This is a genomic window from Streptomyces sp. NPDC051211, from assembly GCF_040689505.1.
Classification (GTDB): domain Bacteria; phylum Actinomycetota; class Actinomycetes; order Streptomycetales; family Streptomycetaceae; genus Streptomyces.
Window position 1 is genome coordinate 60,096 of the sequence record NZ_JBFBAV010000035.1, and the last position, 16,919, is coordinate 77,014.

The window sequence follows — 16,919 nt, forward strand, 5'->3', positions numbered from 1 at the left end:
GAGAAGGAAAAGTACGGAACCCGTCGGGCCTGCTGCCCCTCCTTGATCGGGAAGCACTTCACGCACAGCCGGAGATCAGCGCACATGTCGTATCCGTACGAGCAGCCCGAGGGCGGCCGCCGCCGCCCGTCCCGAGTCCGCCGCCTGCTGATAGCCGGTGCGTCGGTCGCCGTGCTCGGGCTGGGGGCCGCCGCAGTGATGACCCACTTCGAGATCCCGCCGTTCACGGACAAGGGCGACCCGGTCTCCTTCGGGAAGAGCCCGGCGGGCGGCCGGGCCCAGCAGCCGGCGGGTTCCAAGGCCCTGATGCCGACCGGCCCGGAGGCCTCGTTCAAGAACACCATGACCCTGCCCGACGGCACGCACGTGGCCGTCACCGAGCTGGACGGCAAGAAGTCCGGGTTCAAGGGCAAGGTCTGGGTGTGGGCCCCCAAGGAGTACGACGACCCCCGGTACGCCACCAGCGGCTTCCCCGTGATGATCGCCCTGCCGGGCGGTGCCGGGTACCCGAAGAACTACTGGATGGGCACCGACCTGGGGCTGCAGAAGAACATCAGCCAGTGGTACCGGGAGGGCAAGGGCAAACCGTTCCTGCTGGCCATGCCGGTGCTCAACCCGGACACGGACGACAAGGGCATCTACTGGGACGGCTCGGACATCCCCGGGCAGCCGAAGATGGGCACCTGGCTGACCGAGGACGTCCCGGACCTGATGAAGGCGAACTTCCGCACGGTGAAGTCGCGTGACGGCTGGGCCTTCATGGGCTCCTCCACCGGCGGTTTCGCGGGCCTGAAGGCGGTACTGAAGCACCCCGACAAGTTCAAGGCCGTCATCGCCTCCGGGCCCGACATCGTCCCGGACTCCCCGCTGTGGAAGGGCCACGACAAGGAGAAGGCCGAGAACAACCCGGAGGTGCTGGCCCAGCAGCTGATCGCGCGCAAGGGGCCGGATGTCTACCTGGCCTTCCAGGTCGGCACCAACGAGAGCAACAAGAACACCCTCCCCAACGTGCGGAAGTTCATCTCCGCCTACGGCAAGGGCCCCGTCCACACCGACCTGAACGTGATCCAGGGCGGGAAGCACAACGCCGCGACCTACGTTCCGGCCATGGGGACGAGCGCGATCGAGTTCATCAGCAAGGTCATGGAAGGACCGGTGCAGTAGCCGGCCCGCCCGCCGCTCCGCTCGCCGGCGCGCTCGCCCGCGCGGCGGCCTCCGCTGCCGCACCGCCGAACACCCTCGGCGGCCCGGCTCCGTCCCAGGCCGCCCAGCCCGGGCTTCCGGTGGCCGCGAAGGACACCCAGGCCGCGTGCATCTCGTCGGCCAGGGCCTGCGGGGCGTCCGGCCCGGCCAGCCAGCCGGACTCGGGCACCCCGAGGGTGTCGAAGACGAACCCCAGCTCCAGGGCGTGGCAGGCGCCGAGGCCGGGGATGCCGGAGGGCCAGGCGAACTCGTAGCAGTGTGTGGGGGCCGTCCGGCGGGCGCCGGCGAGCGCCCGCAGCGGGTCCCGGAGCAGCCGGTCGGTGAGCAGCTGCCCGGCCAGCTCCGCGGGACTCGCCCCGGGCAGCGCGGCGCGCAGCGCCCGTACGGCGTACCGGTCCTTGCCTGCCCGGGCCCGGGCCAGGGGCACGGCGAGCGGGCCGAGCCGGTCCAGTGCCCGCAGGGTTCCGGTGGGGGCGAACCACAGCCGGTACTCCTCGGTGGTCCAGCCGAGCAGGAGCGGTACGCCGTCCGATGCGCCGCCGGCGGTCAGCGCGGCCAGCGGGTCGGCGGGCACCGAGCCGGGGTCGGCGACCAGTCCGAAGGCGGCGCCGCCCCGCAGCGGGCTGGACCGCTTCAGGACCGCGGCCTGGGCGGCCATGAGCACGTCCGTGCCGACGGCGGCGAAGGCCGCGGCCGTGGCCGGCACCTTGAGGGCTCCGGCCATCCGCCGGACCGCGGCCCGCACCCGGTCCCGGGGCAGCACCTCGGGGGCGCCGCTCTGCAGCACGGCCCGGGCGAACAGTCCGGCGGCCCGCGGGGCGGCCAGCAGCGAGCCGATGCTGATCGCCCCGGCCGATTCGCCGAAGACGGTGACCCGGTCGGGGTCGCCGCCGAAGACCTCGATGTTGTCCCGGACCCACTCCAGGGCGGCGATCTGGTCGAGGAGTCCCCGGTTGGCCGGGGCGTCGGGGAACAGTCCGTAGCCGAGCACCCCGAGCCGGTAATTGAGGGAGACCAGCACCACCCCGTCCCGGGCGAAGGCCGCCCCGTCGTAGACCGGGCAGGCGGCCGAGCCCCGGGTCAGCGAACCGCCGTGGATCCACACCATGACCGGCAGCCGGGCCGAGCGCGCCGGATCGGGGGTCCACACGTTCAGGTTGAGGCAGTCCTCGCCGGGCACCTCGGGGTCCGGCAGCAGTGCGGCGAACGGCTGCGGATAGGGCACCTTCGGCGCGGTGGGGCCGTACGCGCGGGCGTCCCGTACGCCGTCCCAGGCCGCCGGGGGCTGCGGGGCGGCGAACCTCAGGGCGCCGACGGGCGGGGCGGCGTACGGGATGCCGCGGAAGGCGGCGACCGGTCGCCCCGACCGGGCCTCGGGCTCGAACCGCCCGCCGACCCTGCCGTGCCGGGTGACCACCGTGACCTCGGCCCCGTCCCCCTGCGCCATCGCGTCCTCCTGCCCTCTCGACCGTCGGCCTGCCGCCGCCATGGCAGCACCCGAACCTCCGGAATTCCATCCTCCGGTGCCGGTCCGTGTGTGCGGACCGGTCGGCGGCGTTCCCATTGTGCGCCGTGCACGGTCCCCCGCTCCTGCGGGTGACGTGCCGTGACCTCGGCCCGGGCGGTGCCGGTTGAACCCGGGACAGCACGTTCCCTCTCAAGGCGAGGCTTCCCATGCGCATCCCCCGCTCGATCCGGTCCGCCACCGGCCCGCTTCTGCTGCTGGCCGCCGCGGCGGCGGCCGGGACCGGCACGGCCGCCGCCGCGGCCGCCGACCCGGATCTGCAGTACCTGGGCCGGGACGACCGGGTCCACTCGGTCCTCGACGGGTCCGGCTGTGTCCCGGCGGAGGGCGGCGGGAGCCGGGCGGTGGTCAACCGGACCGCCCGATCGGCCCAGCTGTACCGGGAGCCGGGGTGCCAGGGCACGCCGGCAGCCGTGGTCCTGCCGGGCGCCAGCGCGCCCGTCGCACCGGTCTTCGACTCGCTCCGATTCACCGGGTAGGCCCAGCGGCCGTGACCCCTGGGCGGCAGCGGCGTTGTATGCCATGTCAAATGCCGCAGTCCTTGCGGCGCCCCACATCTCACAAGGAGATCTTGATGTCGCGTATCGCGAAGGCAGCTGCTCTCACCGCTGCCGCCGGCTCCGTTCTGGCTGCCGGTGCCGGTGTGGCCGTCGCCGATGCCGGAGCGCACGGTGCGGCGGTCGGCTCCCCCGGTGTCCTGTCGGGCAACCTCGTCCAGGTTCCGGTCCACGTGCCGATCAACGTCTGCGGCAACACCGTGAGCGTGATCGGGCTCCTGAACCCGGCGTTCGGCAACACCTGCGTGAACGCCTCCGGCGGCGACAACGGCCACCACACCGACGACCACCACACCAACGGCTACGGTCACTGAGCCAGGCCGACCCGAAAGGCCCCCGCCGTTCCGGCGGGGGCCTTTCCCCTGTCTGCCCTCCGCAGGAGCTAGGCCTCGTAGCGGTAGATGCCCCGGTGGCTGAGGAGCTCCCGGGGCGGGATGTTCCACGGCGGCATGGGCTCGTTCAGGGCGATCACCCGGCCGTGCTGGAGGTCGTACCGCTCCAGGGGGCGGGCGGGGAGGTAGCCGGAGCGGGGGTGCTTCTGCTGCCAGCGGTCCCATACCAGGTCCACGAAGGCGTGGTGGAGCCAGAACACCGGGTCGTTCGGGGCGGTGCCGCCGGTCATGTGGCCGCCGATCCACTGGTGGACCTTGTTGTGGTTGCGCCAGCGCTCGCTCTTGGGGGCCGCCCAGCCCTCGAGCTTGTTGCGGAAGCCGCCGGCCTTGGCGGTGGAGTCCCACGGGTCGGTGTCGTAGACCGGGTCGTCGATGGCCCACTGCAGTTCGGCGGCGGTGGGCAGGGTGATCGGGTTGTTCGGGCGGCCGAGGTTGCGGGTGAGGAAGCGGCCTTCGGTGATGCCCACGGTGATCGGCCAGTTGCCCTTGGCGTGGGCGAAGGGGCCGGTCGTCACCTGGCGGTCGGACGCCCGGCCGGTGCCGCCCATGAAGTCCTCGGCCCACAGGGAGGACGCCGGGCTGCGGTCGGTGGTCCAGTCCCAGTAGGGGATGGACAGGCCGGGGTCGAGTTCGCGCAGCTTGTTCTCGAAGTCGAGGAGGTAGCGGCGGTGCCAGGGGAAGAACGACGGGGACATGTGCCCGACCCGCAGCCTGCGGTCGCGGTCGGGGACGAACCAGCGGTTGTGGATGCGGACGAACTCGTCGTAGGTGCCGTTGCGCTTCAGCTCCAGGAGCGCGGCGACGAACCTCTTCTTCTGGGCGCTCTTGAGGTTCTTCTGATTCTGCCGGGTGTACACGGGGGCTCCTCCGCTCAGCCGTGGTGGGACGCGGCGGCCGCCAGCCGGGCCGTGCCGATTTCGTCGACGGCCGCGCGGGCGAGCTCCAGGGGCGTGGCAAAGGACTCGAAGTGGTTGACGCCGCTGAGATAGCTGCCGTCGGCGCGGCGCATCACGTGCAGCGGGCGGCCGTCGATCCGGACGCCCGCCGCGTCCACGGCGATGTGCCGGCCCCGGTACGTCTCCTCGAGGACCGGGACGAGCTCCCGGCCCGGGGCGGTGGCGGGCCGGGGGCGGCGGGCCCGGAGCAGCGGCCCGAGGGCGGCGGCGGTCCCGGCGAGGACGGCCGCGGTGAATGCCGTACGCAGGAGCGTACGGCGGGTGAAAGGTGCGCTTCCGGTTGCCGTCGCGTTCATATCGGGACTAACGCCGGTCGGGGGGTGAGGTCACCTCTTTCGGGTGCTTGTAGAAGAGGGTGGTGGGGCGGAGGTTGCCTGCCGGGTCGGTGGCGTAGTCGGGGATGGTGCCGGCCTCGGTCCAGCCGGCGGCGAGGTACACGTGTTCGGCACCGCTGCCGGTCTCGGTGTCGAGGAACAGCAGCACGATCCCGGCCCGGGCGGCGGCCCGCTCGGCCTCGGCGAGCAGCGCCCGGGCGGTGCCGCGGCCGCGGGCGGCCGGATGGACCATCAGCTTGCGGAGTTCGGCGCGGTGCCGGCCGTTGGGCTTGGTCTCCCGGTACCAGCTGACGGTGCCGTCGATCCGGCCGTCGGTGCGGGACACCCACAGCGCGAGGGTGCCGTCGGCGACGGCGGGCAGCAGCGACTCCCACCAGGCGGCGGCGCCGGCGTGGTCGAGCCCGGCGAGGAATCCGAGCGAGGAGCCGTCGTCGACGACGGCGAGCAGCAGGGCGGCGAGTTCCTCGCGGTGGGCACGCAGGCCTGCTGCGTCCAGCGGGGTGACGGTGACCGTTGTCATGCGGGCCAGCGTAGGAACCGGGCGGTGGGGCGCCGAAGTCGGGGGGAGGCGGAGGTCGCCGAGGGCGTGCCGGATGGCGCCTCCTTCGGGGGCGGGCGGGTCGCGTACGGTCAAGCCGTCGGGGCTGCCGTACGCGGCCCGGCCCGCACATCGGCCGTTCGGCCGGGGACACCGCCTACGGGGCGGGGATGTCCGCCAGGTCGGCGAGGAGGGTGCGGTGGTGGCCGGCGGTGCCGAGGGCCAGGGAGTCGGCCTTGGCGCGCTTGAGGTAGAGATGGGCCGGGTGTTCCCAGGTCATGCCGATGCCGCCGTGCAGCTGGACGCATTCCTCGGCGGCCCGGACGGCGACGCCGGAGCAGTGGGCCTGGGCCACCGAGACCAGCAGGGGTGCGTCGGCGGCGCCGGTGGCGAGGGCGTCGGCGGCGGCGCGGGCGGCCGCGCGGGCGGAGGCCACGTCGAGCCAGAGCCGGGCGAGGCGGTGTTTGAGGGCCTGGAAGGAGCCGACCGGCCGGTTGAACTGGTGGCGGGTGCGGAGGTATCCGACGGTCTCGGTCAGGCACCAGTCGGCGAGGCCGAGCTGTTCGGAGGCGAGCAGGCCGGCTCCGGCGAGCAGGCCGCGGTCCAGTGCGGCCCGGCCGGCGTCCGCGGTCGCCAGGAGTTCACCGCGTACGCCGTCCAGCCGGACCTCCGCGAGGGGGCGGGTCAGGTCGAGGGGCACCTGCGGGGTGATCCGGGCCTCGGCGGCGGGGACGGCGTACAGCCCGGAGTCGGTCAGCAGCAGGAAGGTGTCGGCGCCGGCCGCGTCGGCCACCGAGGTGACGGTGTCCCCCGCGGGCCGGGCCCGGGTGGCCGTCAGCGGGACGGCGGGCACGCAGACCGCGCCCTCGGCCAGGGCCGGCAGCAGTGCGGCGGCGGCCGGGGTGTCGCAGGCCAGCAGCGTCTCGGTGGCGATCACCGAGCTGGTCAGGAAGGGCAGCTGGGCCACGCCTCGGCCGAGTTCCTCCAGGACCACGGCGGCCGCGCGGTGGCCGGCGTCCTGGCCGCCCTGCTTCTCCGGCACGAGGAGGGCGGCCGTGCCGATCTCCACCGCGAGGGTGCGCCACAGCGCCGGGTCGTGCCCGGCTCCGGACTCGGCGCGGGCGAGGACGTCCGGGTGCGGGGCACGGTCGGCGAGGAGGGCGCGGACGGCGGCGCGGAGGTCCTCCTCCTCGGTGCTGTAGCGGAGGTCCGTGGCCACGGGCGGGTCCGCGGGCAAGTCCACGGGCAGGTCCAGGGGTGCGGTCATCGGGTCAGGTCCTTCCAGGGGAGGTCCTTGTCGTCACGGGGTTCGGCGGGCAGGCCGAGGACGCGTTCGGCGACGATGTTGAGGAGGACTTCGCTGGTGCCGCCCTCGATCGAGTTGCCCTTGGCCCGCAGGTAGCGGTAGCCGGCGTCGCGGCCGGTGAAGTCGACGAGCTCGGGGCGGCGCATCGTCCAGTCCTCGTACAGCAGGCCCTCTTCGGCGAGGAGTTCGACTTCGAGGGAGCTGATCTCCTGGTTGAGGCGGGCGAAGGTGAGCTTCAGGCCGGAGCCTTCCGGGCCGGGCCGGCCGGCGGCGAGCTCCTGGCGCAGGCGTTCGGCGGTGAGCCGGGAGACCTCCGCCTCCACCCACAGTTCGAGGAGCCGCTGGTGGAGGGCGTGGGTGCGGAGTTCGGGGCGGGCGCGCCAGGTGGCGGCGAGGGGCGCGATCATGCCTCCTTCGCGGGGGATGCGCATGCCGCCGATGGAGACGCGTTCGTTCATCAGGGTGGTGCGGGCGACCTCCCAGCCCTGGCCGACGGCGCCGAGCCGGTGCGCGTCGGGGATGCGGACGCCGGTCAGGAACACCTCGTTGAACTCGGCCTCGCCGGTGATCTGGCGCAGCGGCCGGACTTCGACGCCGGGGTCGGTCATATCGCACAGGAAGTAGCTGATGCCCTGGTGTTTGGGGAGGTCCGGGTCGGTGCGGGCGACCAGGATGGCCCAGCGGGCGGTGTGGGCGCTGGAGGTCCACACCTTCTGGCCGTCCACCACCCAGGTGTCGCCGTCGCGGACCGCCCGGGTGCCGAGGGCGGCGAGGTCGGATCCGGCGCCGGGCTCGCTGAAGAGCTGGCACCAGACTTCCTCGCCGGTCCACAGGGGGCGCAGGAAGCGCTGTTTCTGCTCCTCGGTGCCGTAGGCGAGGATCGTGGGGGCGGCCATGCCCAGCCCGATGCCGATGCGGCGGGGGTCGTTGTCGGGGGCGCCGGCGGCGGCGAGTTCGCTGTCGACGGCGGCCTGGAGGGTGCGGGGGGCGCCCAGTCCGCCCAGGCCCTCGGGGAAGTGGACCCAGGCGAGGCCGGCGTCGAAGCGGGCGCGCAGGAAGTCGGTGCGGTCGGTCGCGGCGGGCGGGTGGGCGGCGAGGAATTCGCGGGTACGGGCGGCCAGTACGGCTGCGGTGAAGGTCATCGGCCGGCTCCTGCCGGTACGACGACCAGGCGGCCGGTGGTGGTGCCGTCGGCGAGGCGCTGGACGGCGTCGGCGGCCCCGGTCAGCGGGACGCGTTCGCTGACGAGGGGTTTGACGGCGCCTTCGGCGGCGAGGCGGGTCAGTTCGGCGTGGCAGGCGGCGATGGACGCGGGGTCCTTGGCTGCGTAGAGGCCCCAGTGGAGGCCGAGGAGGGAGTAGTTCTTGACGAGGGCGTGGCTGAGGGCGGGGGTGGGGATGGTGCCGCTGGCGAAGCCGACGATCACGATGCGGCCCTCGAAGGCCACGCATTTGGCGGAGGCGGTGTGGGCGTCTCCGCCGACCGGGTCGTAGACCACGTCGGCGCCGCGGCCGCCGGTGAACTCCTTGACCCGGGCGGCGATGTCCTCGGTGGTGCGGTCGATGACGAGGTCGCAGCCGAGTTCCTCGGCGGTGCGGGCCTTGTCCTTGCCGCCGGTCACGCCGATGACGGTGGCTCCGGCAGCCTTGCCGAGCTGGACGGCGGCGCTGCCGACGCCGCCGGCCGCGGCGTGCACGAGGAGGGTTTCGCCGGCTTGCAGGCGGGCCCGACGGTGCAGGCCGAACCAGCCGGTCTGGTAGCCGATGTGCAGGGCGGCGGCTTCGGCGTCGTCGAGGGAGTCGGGCGCGGGGAGCAGGGCGGCCGCGGGGGCGGTGACGTACTCGGCGAACCCGCCGTGCGGGAGGCTGGGGTTGGCGATGACCCGGCGGCCGTCCTCGGTCTCGCCGCAGATCTCCACGCCGGGGGTGAAGGGCAGCGGCGGGCGGATCTGGTACTGGCCGCGGCAGAGCAGTGCGTCGGGGAAGTTGACGTTGGCCGCACGGACCTTGATCCTCACCTCGCCCTCGCGGGGCTGGGGCTCCGGGACCTCGTCGAGCCGCATGACCTCGCGGGGCTCGCCGTGGGTGTGTACTCGCCATGCCTGCATCCGGGGCCTCCAGCCGCCGTCGAGGGACCGTACCGGTCGGCATACTAAGCGGTCGCTTGCCCTCCTGGGAACCAGTCCGCCCCATCCCGCCCGCACCCACCGTCCGGACGCGGGCCTTCCCGGCAAGGAATCTGCCAGTCCGGAGCGGGAACCGGCCCGTCCGCAGCGGTCTGCACCGTTCCGGGCCCATCCGTCCCCTTCCCCCGGCAGCATGAGGGTCCGCACACATGAACCAGGGGGGAACGGATGAGGCAAACCGGGAAGTCCGGGAAGTCTGGGAAGTCCGGGGGTTCCAGGAAATCCGTGGCTGCCGCGGGGGCCGCGGTCGCTCTGGCCGGGCTGATCACGGCGGCGGGGCCGGCGTCGGGGACGGAGGCGGCCTCGGGGGCGGCCGCCACCCCCTGCAAGCCGGCGCTCACCACGCTGGGCGCCCTGCCAGGCACCGAGGTGTCCTGGCCCAAGGAGGGCGTCCGGGCGCTGGGCCGCGGCAACCTCGCCGTCGGATCGTCCCGCGGCAAGCCGGTCTACTGGACCGGCACCACCGTGCGCCGGGTGCCGATCCCGGACAGCCGGGCGACCGGCGAGCTGGTCGGGGTCAACCGGGACGGCCTGATGACGGGGCGGTACACGCCGTACGGCGCCACCACCGCGATCGGCTTCACGTACCGGGCGGGCGACCCGGCCGTCACCGAACTGCCCGCCGGCGTGAGCAGCGGCGGCCTGGACGTCAACGACGCGGGCCGGGTGGTCTCCGGCGGGGAGGGCGGCGAGGTCATCCGGGTCATCGCGAACGGCACGGTGGAGCGGACGCTGACCATCCCGGAGGAGATCGGCCCGGACACCTTCGTGCTCACCGTCGGCGGGATCAACGCCCGCGGCGACGTCGTCGCCACCGTGCAGCGGGTGGAGCCGGACACCGGCGGCCGCGTCCAGGAGTCGCAGCCCGTGCTGTGGCCCGGGGACGGCGGCCCGGCGCGGGTCCTGCCGAAGGCGGGCGGCAACGACAACTGGGTGGCGGACCTCGCCGAGGACGGCACGTTCGTCGGCAGCGACTGGTTCGGGTTCGGCTACGAGTGGAAGTCGTGGGTGTGGAACGCCCCGTACGGCAGCCCCGGCTCCTCCCCGGGCGGCCTGAGCACCCACCCGTCCGCGAGCCTGGAGGCGATCAGCCCGGCCACCGGCATGGTCGTCGGCACCGCCCGCAAGCATCCGGACGACTCCGCCCCGAGCGAGCAGGCCATCCTGTGGCCGGGCTCGGGCCCGGTGCTGGCCCTTCCCCGGCTGGCCGCCGGGCAGCCGTCCGAGGCGGTGGCCGTCACCGACGACGACCGGGCCGGCGGCAGCGCCGTGAACGCCTCGGGCAAGACCCGGGCCGTGGTGTGGAAGTGCGCCTCCCGACAGGCGTACCTCCCCTAGGCAGCTCGGACCTGTCGCGGGGCTGGTGATCTGCGCGCCCGCGCGCTATCGATGCCCGCATGACCGACACCCCGCACCACGACGACGGCGCCGGCCGGCCCGGCACGCCCGGACCAGCCACCGCCCCCTCCCCACCGGGCCGGTCCGGGCCGCCCGTCCGGCTCGGCCCTCCCGGGCAGCTCGGCCCTCCCGGGCTACCCGGGCCGCCGCCCCTCGGGGCCGCCGCTCTGCCTCCCGGTACGTACGCCGGGCAGCTGGTGCTGGTGACCGGCGGCGGCACCGGGCTCGGCAAGGCCGTGGCCGCCGAGTTCGCCCGGCTCGGCGCGGATCTGCTGATAGCGAGCCGCCGGGCGGAGCAGCTGAAGGCGGCGCGGGAGGAGTTGGCGGCCGTCCCCGGCGCGGGCCGGGTGACGGCCGCCGTCTGCGACATCCGGGACCCCGACCAGGTCGCGGCGGTCTTCGACGCGGCCGGGGCCGCGGGACGGCTGCCGGACGTCCTGGTGAACAACGCGGCCGCCAACTTCCCCAGCCCGGCCGAGGACCTCTCCCCCAACGCCTGGCGGGCGGTGGTGGACATCACCCTCACCGGCACCTGGTTCATGACCCGCGAGTTCGGCCGCCGCCATCTGGCCGCGGGCACCCCCGGGTCCATCGTCAGCGTGGGCGCCTCGTACGCCTGGACCGGCGGGCCGGGCTTCGCCCACAGCGCGGCCGCCAAGGCCGGGGTGAAGAGCCTGGTGGAGACCCTCGCCGTGGAGTGGGGACCGTACGGGATCCAGGTCAACGGCCTGGTCCCGGGCCTGATGCCGCACCCCGACATGACCGGGGCCATCCGGGAGGGGCTGGACCGCGCCGCACCCGAGGCGAACGACGCCCGGCAGCCCGCCCTGCGGGTCGGCCTGCCCCGCGAACTCGGCTGGGCCGCCACCTTCCTGGCCTCCCCCTACGGCCGGTTCATCACCGGGCACACCTTGGTGGTGGACGGCGCGAACTGGCAGCGGCGCGCCGTCGTCAACCCCGATGTGGTGCCGGTGCGCGATCAGTTGGGCCGGGGCCCGTTCGACGGCTGTGGCACGATGCCGCCATGATCAACAACTCGCCCGTTCCTCCCGTTCCTCCCGTCGTTCCCGCGGGCCGGCTGGCCCGGAACCCTCAGCCGGTCCTGTCCCTTCCCGGCGGCCTGGAACTGCGCCCCTGGCGCCTCACCGACGCGGACGCCCTGGTGGCCGCGGGCCAGGATCCGGCGATACGCCAGTGGAACCGCCTGCCCGCGGCGTCACCGGGCGAGGCGCGGCAGAGGATCGAGCGCATGAAGGAACGCCGGCAGAACGAGCAGAGTGCGATCTGGGCCATCGCACGGCCGGACGGCGGCGAAGCCGTCGGGCTCATCGGGTGGGGCGACATCGACCTCCGGGGCGGCAGTGCCGAAATCGTGTACTGGCTCCTGCCCGCGGCACGCGGCGGCGGCGTGGCGGTCGAGGCCGTGCAGCGCGTCACCCGGTGGGCCCTGGAGGACCTCGGCCTGCACCGCCTGCGGTTGTGCCATGCGGTGGCCAACCCGGCCTCCTGCCGGGTGGCGGTCAAGGCCGGTTACCTCCTCGAAGGCACCATGCGCAGCGCGCTGCTGCACGCGGACGGATGGCACGACCAGCACTTGCACGCCGTCGTCCAGGGCGACCACGACCGGCGGGACGGCTTCTAGCGGCCCTCGAAGCGCGGGGGGCGGCGAGCGGCCTTCGCCGTGTAGCCCTCGCGGCAGTCCTCCGAGGTCAGGGTGAGGGCGGCGGTCATCGCCACCCGGTCCAGCGCGGCGGGCAGGGCGGCGTCGGCGTAGGCGTCCACCGCGCGTTTGACGCCCTGCACGGCGAGCGGGGCGTTGGCGGCGATCTCGGCCGCCAACGATTCGGCCGCCTCGGCCAGGCCGGGCCGCGGGACCACCAGCTGGACCAGGTTGAGCCGCTCGGCCGTGGCGGCGTCGATCCGGCGGCCCGTCAGGGCCAGCATCTTGGCCCAGCCCGCCCCGGCCTCGCGGGCGATGCGGAGGTCGCCGCCCGCGTCCACCGCCACGCCCAGCCCGGCTTCCGGGAGGGCGAAGACCGCGTCCTCGGCGGCGACCCTGATGTCGGCCATCAGCGCCAGTTCGAAGCCGAAGCCGAGGCAGTAGCCCTGCACCGCGGCGATCACCGGTTGCGGGAGGCGCGCCAGGACGGTGAAGCGCTCGTGCACCCAGCGGATGCCCTCGTAGTAGTTGCGGGTGCGTGCGGCTGGCGAGTCCCCGGTGATGGCACCGCCGGGGGCCGTCACGTCGATGCCCGCGCAGAACGCCCGGCCCTCGGCGCGGAGCAGCACCGCCCGGACGGTGTCGTCGAACCGGATGCGGTCGGCGAGCAGCCCCAGCTGCCGGGTGGACTCCCAGCTCCAGCCGTTGAGCTTGTCCGGGCGGCAGAGGGTGAGGACCGCGATTCCGTCCGCCGTGTCGAGACGGATCCTCTCCTCACCCTCGGCGATCTCCGTGGACAGCGTGTCGATCACCCGAAGCCCCCCTGCCCGTTCCCGTTTTTGACGATGCGTCAGATTAGAACGGGAGGAGCAGCGGGGGAAGACTCAACGGGGGAAGACCTCGAAGGGCACCGCGAGGCGGCCGCCGAAGCGGGCCGAGGCCATCTGGGCATTGCCTGTGAGGAAGGTCCGGCAGTACTTCTCCGGGTCCTCCTCCGTCAGCACCTCGATGTAGGCCCGGTGCTCCATCAGGGACTTCACCGAGCGCTCCAGGCCCGGTCCCGCGTCCGCCGCGTGCGTCGGCGTGTTCGAGCCGGCCACCGCCACCCAGCGCACCCCGTTCCAGGGCTCCAGCCCCTGCTCGTCGAGGAGTTCGGGGAAGATCCACCGGTTGCCGGCGTCACCGGCCGCGTCCAGCGTGGCCCGGCCCACGGCCCGGTGGTCCGGGGTGTTCCAGTAGCCGCCCGGGCCGGGACCCCAGACGTCCCGGTGGTTGAGGGTGAGCACCAGCTCGGGGCGGTGCCGGCGGATGGCCGCCGCAATGTCCCGGCGCAGGTCCAGCCCGTACTCGATCACGCCGTCCCGGTAGTCCAGGAACTCCACCTCGGACACCCCGACCACGGCCGCGCTCGCCCGCTGCTCGGCCTCGCGCAGCGGTCCGCACTCCGCGGGGGCGATGGTGTCGATCCCCGCCTCGCCCCTGGTGGCCAGCAGGTAGACGACCTCGCGGCCGCCGTCGGTCCAGTCCGCGATGGCCGCGGCGCAGCCGTATTCGAGGTCGTCGGGGTGGGCGACGACGGCCAGGGCGCGCTGCCAGTCCGTGGGCATGGGCTCAAGTTGCGAAGGCTGCGAAGACTGCGAAGGCTGCGGAAGTTCCTGAGCACCCTGAAGATTCTGAGGCTCCTGTGCTTCCTGAGATTCCTGTTGATCCGTCATGATGCGCACAATAAGCGACGGATGGGGGCGAGGGCTGTGGCGGACCGGCACGGGCGGGTGGTGGCGCTGCACGATGCCACGGGGTTCTTCTTCGAGCCGGCCGAGGTGGCTTTCCCCGGCGCGACCGCCGCGGACTGGGCCCTGGCCGACCGGCTCGATCCCGGCGCCGCCGGCCCGGACGGTGCGTGGCGGCTGGACTTCCGCTGCTTCGCCGTGGAGATGCCGGGCGGCCGCTGGACCCTGGTGGATGCCGGGGTGGGTCCGGCCGAAGGTCCGGCCGCGGGCTGGGCCCCGGTGCCCGGGCGGCTGCCGGCCGCCCTGGCGGAGGCGGGCATCGACCCGGCCGAGGTGGACACGGTGGTCCTGACGCACCTGCACGAGGACCACGCGGGCTGGACCTCCGGGGCGGACGGCCGGCCCTTCTTCCCCGCCGCGCGGTACGTCGTACAGCGCGCGGAGACGGAAGCCCTGGCCGCGGACGATCCGGTGCGGGCCTGGACGGTGGACCCGCTGCGGCGGTCGGGGCAGTTGTCCGAGGTGGACGGCCGGCACCGGCTGGGCGGCGGGCTCACCCTGCTGCCGACGCCCGGCCACACGCCGGGCCACCAGTCGGTGCTGGTGGAACAGTCCGGCGGGCGGGAGGTGCTGATCACCGGTGATGTGCTGGTGCACGCCGTGCAGTTGGGGAATCCGGCGGTGCCGTACTCGCACGAACGGGACCGGGAAACAGCCCGCGCCTCCCGCGAAGCCCTGCTGGCGCGGGCCGCCGAACACCGGGCCGTGCTGGCCACGGCCCACCTGACCCGCCCCTTCGCCGAACTCCCGGCCCGCCGGCGGGTTTCCCCCTAGGCCTCGTCGCGGACGAGGGCCAGCAGGCGGTCCAGGACCCGGGGGCCGCCGGCCCGGACGCCGTCGTGCTCGAACTCGTCGGTCACCCAGGTGCGCAGGCCGCGGATGGCCCGCGCGGTCTCCAGGGAGTGCGCGGTGTCCACGTACATGTCGTCGTGGTAGACGGCGGCGGCCACCGGCACCTCGTTGGCGGCGAGGCGGGCCGGGTCGTAGAGCGGGGTCCAGCCGGTGCGGGCGGCGAGGAGCTCGGCGGTCTCCCGGAGCGGTTCCAGGGCCGGGTCGGTGGTGAAGTGCCAGGGGTGGATGGTCTCCCCGGTGAACAGGACGGGCTCGTCGCCGGTGAGGGCGGCGGCCGGGTCGAAGCGGGGGTGGGCGGCGCGGACCCGCTCGGCGGCCCAGCCGGTGGGGGCCGCCGGGTCCTGCGCGTAGATGGCCTCGTGGAGCAGCGCGTACAGGGGCTGCCCGGCGAAGGACAGCTGGGCGCGGACGCCCTCCAGGAAGGCGTCGGAGAGGGCCGGCCCGGCGGGGGTCGGGACGAAGGCGTTCTCCAGCAGGTAGTGCAGCTGGTGGCTGCCGTCGCCGGAGCCGAGGAGCAGGCCGAGGGACTGGAAGGCCTCCGGGGTGAGCCGGTGGCCGCCGGGGAGGGTGGCCGGCTGCTCGGCGAGGTGGGCGGCGATCCGGCGGGCCCGCTCCACGTCCATCGGGTAACGGGCGTAGTGGGCGCGGTTCTTGCGCTCGATCCGCGGGAAGGCCGCGGCGTACACCTCGTCGGCGGTGGCGGTCAGGGACGGCAGACCGCCGGTGATCAGGGCGGCGTGCAGGCCCTCCGGGGCGGTGGACAGGTAGTGGGTGGTGCAGAACCCGCCGAAGCTCTGGCCCAGCACCGTCCAGGGGGCGCCGCCGGTGAGGAGCGGCCGGATGGTCTCGCAGTCGCGGACGATGGAGTCGGCGCGGAAGTGGGAGAGGTACTCGGCCTGTTGGGCGGGGGTCCCGCGGAGCGGCAGGGTCTGCCGGTTGGCGGGGGTGGACCGGCCGGTACCGCGCTGGTCGAGCAGCAGCACCCGGTACTCGCGCAGAGCCCGCTCCAGCCAGGCCTGCCGGCCGACGAAACGCCGGGCGGCGCATCCGGGTCCGCCCTCCAGGTAGACCAGCCATGGCAGCCCCTGCGGATCCTTCCCGGCGGCAACCACCTCACGGGCATAGAGCTCGATCCGCTCGCCGTCCGGGCGCTCGTGGTCGAGCGGCACCTCGAAGCGGTGGTCGGCGAGGACTACGCCGGGCTGGCGGTAGTGGGGGGTGCTGGTCACGGGTGGTCCAGGGGTGTGGTGGTACGGGGGTGCGGCGAGTGTAGTACGGGGGTTGGGGGGGCTGGCCGGGGGGCTGGGCGGCACCCCGGCGCACCGCCCTCCCCAGGTACTTCCCGGCTGCACCGCCGCGGGCCCATCCGGCCGGCCGCCCGGCGGGGCTGTACCCCGACTGCGCTGCCGTGCGCCGGCTTTGGCCGCCTCTGGGGCCCCGCTGCCGGGCTGGCATGCGCGCCGGCTGCGGCGAGCCTCGGCTGGGGCGGGCCTCCGCTGGGGCGGGCCTCGGCTGGGGCGGGCCTCCGCTGGGCGGGTCCGCTGGGCGAGCCTCCGCTGGGCGGGTCCGCTGGGCGGGCCTCGGCTGGGCGGGTCCGCTGGGCGAGCCTCCGCGGGGCGGGCCTCCGCTGGGCGGGTCCGCTGGGCGAGCCCCCGCTGGGCGGGTCCGCTGGGCGGGCCTCGGCTGGGCGGGCTGCTGCCCGGCCGGGCCGCCGTGCGCGGGCCGCGCGGGCGGGCCGCGCGGGCGGGCCGCGCGGGCGGGCTGACGCTGGGTCGGGCCGGTGCCCCGACCGGGCCCCCATGGCCCCGGCTCAGGCCGTGCCCCGGCCGAGCTCCCGTGCGGGCGGTGGGGGCGCGGGCGGGCCGCTGCGCGGGGCTGTCCCCTCCCCGCCCCTTCCCGAAACTGGGGCCTGCGGCCCCAGCCCCCGCCCAGGGGGCTGCGCCCCGAGCCCCGCTGCGGGGCTTCGCCCCGAGCGCCGCTGTGGTGCTTCGCTCCACGCCCCGCCAGGTGCGCGGGCTACGCCCGCCACCGTTGCGGGGGCTACGCCCCGTGCCTCGCTGGGCGCTCCGCGCCCGCGCGCTCAAACGCCGCGCGGCGCCGCGGCATTTCCAGCCCCGCCGGCGTTTGAGGCGCGGGTCCGGGACCTCGATGCCGGCCGCGTGCAGCTCCTTGATCAGGGTGCGGAACTCGTCGCCCTGCATGCCGTAGCGTCCGGTGGCCGC

General features: G+C 74.6%; 17 protein-coding genes. 7 read left to right on the forward strand and 10 right to left on the reverse strand.

Annotated elements, in window-relative coordinates; translation table 11 throughout:
* Positions 1-84 precede the first annotated feature (84 nt).
* Positions 85-1,164 carry an alpha/beta hydrolase-fold protein gene (locus AB0447_RS27455; RefSeq protein ID WP_366479485.1) on the forward strand — a complete coding sequence of 360 codons (1,080 nt, stop codon included), beginning with the start codon at positions 85-87 and terminating at the stop codon, positions 1,162-1,164.
* Here AB0447_RS27455 and AB0447_RS27460 read toward each other — a convergent pair.
* Positions 1,142-2,650, reverse strand: a complete 1,509-nt coding sequence (locus AB0447_RS27460) for a carboxylesterase family protein (protein ID WP_366479486.1) — start codon at positions 2,648-2,650, stop codon at positions 1,142-1,144. The two genes, AB0447_RS27455 and AB0447_RS27460, sit on opposite strands and share 23 nt — an antisense overlap.
* A gap of 227 nt (positions 2,651-2,877) precedes the next feature.
* On the opposite strand from AB0447_RS27460, the gene AB0447_RS27465 reads away from it, so the two are divergent.
* The gene (locus AB0447_RS27465) at positions 2,878-3,207 is read left to right on the forward strand and encodes a hypothetical protein (protein ID WP_366479487.1); all 330 of its coding nucleotides are present in this window, start codon (positions 2,878-2,880) and stop codon (positions 3,205-3,207) included.
* Positions 3,208-3,302: 95 nt separating this feature from the next.
* Positions 3,303-3,599 (forward strand): chaplin, encoded by a 297-nt coding sequence (locus AB0447_RS27470; RefSeq protein WP_366479488.1) that lies wholly within the window; start codon positions 3,303-3,305, stop codon positions 3,597-3,599.
* Positions 3,600-3,667: 68 nt separating this feature from the next.
* Here AB0447_RS27470 and AB0447_RS27475 read toward each other — a convergent pair whose 3' ends face one another.
* The 6 genes from AB0447_RS27475 to AB0447_RS27500 form a co-directional block, all read right to left on the reverse strand.
* Positions 3,668-4,534, reverse strand: a complete 867-nt coding sequence (locus tag AB0447_RS27475) for a tyrosinase family protein (protein ID WP_366479489.1) — start codon at positions 4,532-4,534, stop codon at positions 3,668-3,670.
* Positions 4,535-4,548: 14 nt separating this feature from the next.
* Positions 4,549-4,929, reverse strand: a complete 381-nt coding sequence (locus AB0447_RS27480; protein ID WP_366479490.1) for a tyrosinase family oxidase copper chaperone — start codon at positions 4,927-4,929, stop codon at positions 4,549-4,551.
* Between the two features lie 7 nt (positions 4,930-4,936).
* Positions 4,937-5,488, reverse strand: a complete 552-nt coding sequence (locus AB0447_RS27485; protein WP_366479491.1) for a GNAT family N-acetyltransferase — start codon at positions 5,486-5,488, stop codon at positions 4,937-4,939.
* Between the two features lie 175 nt (positions 5,489-5,663).
* Positions 5,664-6,773 carry an acyl-CoA dehydrogenase family protein gene (locus AB0447_RS27490; protein WP_366479492.1) on the reverse strand — a complete coding sequence of 370 codons (1,110 nt, stop codon included), beginning with the start codon at positions 6,771-6,773 and terminating at the stop codon, positions 5,664-5,666.
* Positions 6,770-7,954: an acyl-CoA dehydrogenase family protein gene (locus AB0447_RS27495; protein ID WP_366479493.1), complete on the reverse strand. Its 1,185-nt coding sequence runs from the start codon at positions 7,952-7,954 to the stop codon at positions 6,770-6,772. The genes AB0447_RS27490 and AB0447_RS27495 overlap by 4 nt, the downstream gene beginning before the upstream one ends.
* Positions 7,951-8,919, reverse strand: a complete 969-nt coding sequence (locus tag AB0447_RS27500; protein WP_366479494.1) for an NADPH:quinone oxidoreductase family protein — start codon at positions 8,917-8,919, stop codon at positions 7,951-7,953. Before AB0447_RS27500 ends, AB0447_RS27495 begins: the two co-directional genes overlap by 4 nt.
* Positions 8,920-9,222: 303 nt before the next feature.
* On the opposite strand from AB0447_RS27500, the gene AB0447_RS27505 reads away from it, so the two are divergent.
* Genes AB0447_RS27505 through AB0447_RS27515 form a run of 3 tightly spaced genes read left to right on the forward strand, consistent with a single transcriptional unit; the run spans position 9,223 to position 12,037 of the window.
* Positions 9,223-10,335: a hypothetical protein gene (locus tag AB0447_RS27505; protein WP_366479495.1), complete on the forward strand. Its 1,113-nt coding sequence runs from the start codon at positions 9,223-9,225 to the stop codon at positions 10,333-10,335.
* A 59-nt stretch (positions 10,336-10,394) separates the two neighbouring features.
* The gene (locus AB0447_RS27510; RefSeq protein WP_366479496.1) at positions 10,395-11,423 is read left to right on the forward strand and encodes an SDR family oxidoreductase; all 1,029 of its coding nucleotides are present in this window, start codon (positions 10,395-10,397) and stop codon (positions 11,421-11,423) included.
* A complete protein-coding gene (locus AB0447_RS27515) occupies positions 11,420-12,037 on the forward strand; it encodes a GNAT family N-acetyltransferase (RefSeq protein ID WP_366479497.1) in 618 nt (205 codons plus the stop codon). The genes AB0447_RS27510 and AB0447_RS27515 overlap by 4 nt, the downstream gene beginning before the upstream one ends.
* Here AB0447_RS27515 and AB0447_RS27520 read toward each other — a convergent pair.
* Both AB0447_RS27520 and AB0447_RS27525 read right to left on the reverse strand, forming a co-directional pair.
* Positions 12,034-12,867, reverse strand: coding sequence for an enoyl-CoA hydratase/isomerase family protein (locus tag AB0447_RS27520; protein ID WP_366479498.1), 834 nt, complete (start codon positions 12,865-12,867; stop codon positions 12,034-12,036). The two genes, AB0447_RS27515 and AB0447_RS27520, sit on opposite strands and share 4 nt — an antisense overlap.
* A gap of 72 nt (positions 12,868-12,939) precedes the next feature.
* The gene (locus AB0447_RS27525; protein ID WP_366479499.1) at positions 12,940-13,662 is read right to left on the reverse strand and encodes a PIG-L deacetylase family protein; all 723 of its coding nucleotides are present in this window, start codon (positions 13,660-13,662) and stop codon (positions 12,940-12,942) included.
* 129 nt (positions 13,663-13,791) lie between these two features.
* Between AB0447_RS27525 and AB0447_RS27530 the strand changes: the two genes are divergently transcribed.
* A complete protein-coding gene (locus AB0447_RS27530; RefSeq protein WP_366479500.1) occupies positions 13,792-14,619 on the forward strand; it encodes an MBL fold metallo-hydrolase in 828 nt (275 codons plus the stop codon).
* Here the strand turns inward: AB0447_RS27530 and AB0447_RS27535 are convergent.
* Positions 14,616-15,926 carry an alpha/beta fold hydrolase gene (locus AB0447_RS27535; protein ID WP_366479501.1) on the reverse strand — a complete coding sequence of 437 codons (1,311 nt, stop codon included), beginning with the start codon at positions 15,924-15,926 and terminating at the stop codon, positions 14,616-14,618. The genes AB0447_RS27530 and AB0447_RS27535 overlap by 4 nt on opposite strands.
* Positions 15,927-16,919: the final 993 nt, after the last annotated feature.